Origin of the sequence: Citrobacter sp. TBCS-14 (genome assembly GCF_005280805.1) — a bacterium.
In the GTDB taxonomy this organism is placed as follows: Bacteria; Pseudomonadota; Gammaproteobacteria; order Enterobacterales; family Enterobacteriaceae; genus Citrobacter; species Citrobacter gillenii.
This window is the reverse complement of record NZ_SZWM01000758.1, coordinates 1-208: the sequence shown is the minus strand read 5'-3', so window position 1 is coordinate 208 and position 208 is coordinate 1. Positions and strand designations below refer to the sequence as shown.

The 208-nt window shown below is 53.4% G+C and carries 1 protein-coding gene; it reads right to left on the bottom strand.

Features of this window, described 5'->3' with window-relative positions; translation table 11 throughout:
* A partial coding sequence (locus FDX22_RS21135) for an ArsB/NhaD family transporter (protein WP_304571796.1) occupies positions 1–208 on the bottom strand: 208 nt, incomplete at both ends.

Here is a 208-nt window from a genome sequence, read left to right as displayed (position 1 = left end):
CAGGAAAGCTGTCAGGAAGCCGGTACCAAACGTCGCGGCCCAAAGTCCTTTATCTGCCAACACGTTCAGCACACTGGAGAGATATTCTGTTAGCCCTGCATTACGCAGGCCATAGACCACCAGATACATCCCCAGCGAGAAGATGACTATCTGCCATGGTGCCCCACGCAGCACTTTACCAGTGTTAATGACATGGCCTCGTTTCGCC